The sequence below is a fragment of the Rhizobacter sp. P2_H2 genome, from assembly GCF_056403375.1.
The window spans coordinates 1-2133 of the sequence record NZ_JBFUFP010000942.1 but is presented as its reverse complement, the minus strand read 5'-3'; the positions used below and the strand labels follow the sequence as shown (position 1 = coordinate 2133).

General features: G+C 70.0%; 3 protein-coding genes. All 3 read left to right on the top strand.

Features of this window, described 5'->3' with window-relative positions; all coding sequences use genetic code 11:
• Positions 1 to 744: hemolysin family protein (locus AC1D15_RS28520; RefSeq protein ID WP_477828667.1), on the top strand; the 744-nt coding region annotated here is incomplete at its 5' end.
• Positions 741 to 1511, top strand: coding sequence for a SapC family protein (locus tag AC1D15_RS28515; RefSeq protein WP_477828666.1), 771 nt, complete (start codon positions 741 to 743; stop codon positions 1509 to 1511). The genes AC1D15_RS28520 and AC1D15_RS28515, both read left to right, overlap by 4 nt.
• Positions 1512 to 1524: 13 nt before the next feature.
• Positions 1525 to 2133, top strand: a 609-nt coding sequence (locus AC1D15_RS28510; RefSeq protein WP_477828665.1) for a lyase family protein, incomplete at its 3' end; no start/stop codon positions are given.

The following is a 2133-nucleotide window of genomic DNA, read 5'->3' as shown; positions in this document are numbered from 1 at the left end:
GGCCTGGACGCCGGCGTGATCGAGGCGCAGGAGCACCAGATGGTGCGCAACGTGTTCCGCCTCGACGACCGGCAGGTCGGCTCGATGATGATCCCCCGCACCGAAATCACCTGGCTCGACGCGTCGGCCGGCCTCGACGACGTGCTGAAGGTGATGGGCGACCAGGAGCACTCGCGCTACCCGGTGTGCCGCGGCAGCCTGAGCGACGTGGTCGGCGTGATCTCGGCGCAGACGCTGCTGCAGCAGATGCTGCAGGGCCGCCCGCTCGCGCTGACCGAGGGCCTGCAGGCGCCGGTGTTCGTGCCGGAGACGCTGTCGGGCATGGAGCTGCTCGAGCAGTTCCGCGCGTCGTCGGCCCAGCTTGTCTTCGTGGTCGACGAGTACGGCGAGGTGCAGGGCGTCATCACCGTGCGCGACGTGCTGGAGGCGATCACCGGCGAGTTCACGACGCCGGCCGACGGCGAAGCCTGGGCGGTGCAGCGCAACGACCAGAGCTGGCTGTTCGACGGCCTGATCCCGGTGCCCGAGCTGAAGGACCGGCTGTCGCTGAAGGAGTTGCCCGAGGAAGACCGCGGCCGCTACAACACGCTGGCCGGCATGATCATGTTGTTGTTGGGCCGGCTGCCCAAGACCGCCGACACGGTGGACTGGGAAGGCTGGCGTTTCGAGGTGGTCGACCTGGACGGCAAGCGTGTCGACAAGGTGATGGCCACCGCCTTGCCCCCTGGAGCTGAAGTTCAATGATCACTGCCCTCTACAAGAAGCCCGCGCTGCTCGACCGCACGCGCCATGCCGGCAAGCACGTGCTGCCGCTGGACGTGTCGGGAGCCGCCGGCATGAACGCGCTGTTCTGCACCTTCGGCGAGTTCGTCGAGGCCGGCAAGGACTACCCGATCCTGTTCGTCAACAGCGGCACCACCGCAGACGGCAGCCCGCAGCTCAACCCGGCCGTGCTGCTCGGGTTGACGGTGGGCGAGAACCTGTTCGTCGAGGGCACGCAGTGGGTCGGCCGCTACATCCCGGCCGCGCTGCGCTGCTACCCGCTCGGGCTCACGCGCTTCCCGCGTGCCGACGGCACCGGCGACGAACTCTCGGTGGTCATCGATGAAGGCTACCCGGGCCTCGTCGACGGGCCGCAGGGCACGCCGCTGCTCACCGCCGCCGGCGAGCCGACCGAGACCCTTAACAACGTGATGAAGCTGCTCGAGCTGTACGACCAGGAAGCGCAGCGCACCCCGCTGTTCTGCGAACGCCTGCGCGAGCTCGACCTGCTGAAGAGCATGCGCGCCGAAGGCACGCTGGACGACGGCGAGACCTTCTCGGTCGACGGCTTCCTCGTGGTCGATGAAGACAAGCTGCGCGCGTTGCCCGATGCCCAGGTGCTCGAGCTGTACCGCAACGGCATGCTGCCGCTGATCTACGCCCACCTGGCCTCGCTGACCTGCCTGCAGCGGCTGAGCGATCGCAAGATGCAGCGGAAGGCCCAAAAGGCGCAGGCGGCCGCCGCCTGACCGGAGCGCGGTGATGTCGACGGGGCAATCGGTTTTCGAAGGCTTCCTGTCGACGCCCGAGATGTCGGCGGTGTTCTCGCCGGCCTCGGTGCTGCAGGCGATGCTCGATTTCGAGGCGGCGCTCGCGCGCGCGCAGGCCGCCGAAGGCCTGGTGCCGGCCGCCGCCGCCCAGGCGATCGCCGGTGTCTGCAAGGCCGAGCTGTACGACCTGGGCGCCCTCATCGACGCGAGCGGCCGGGCCGGCAGCCTGGCCATTCCGCTGGTCAAGGCGCTGACGCAGGCGGTCGGCCTGTTCGATGCCGATGCGGCCGGCTACGTGCACTGGGGCAGCACCAGCCAGGACGTGATCGACACCGGCCTCGCGCTCACCACCCGCCGCGCACTCGCGCTGGTCGACCGCGACCTGGGYGCGCTCGCTGCCGCGCTGCTCGCGCTGGCACGGCAGCACCGCGGCGTGCCGGTGCTGGCGCGCACGCTGATGCAGCCGGCGCAGGTGGTCAGCTTCGATTTCAAGCTGGTGGCGTGGATCGCGCCGCTGCTGCGCTGCCGGCAGCGGGTGCGCGCGGCCGGGCTGCAGGCGCTGCAACTGCAGCTGGGCGGCGCGGTGGGCACGCTTTCGGTG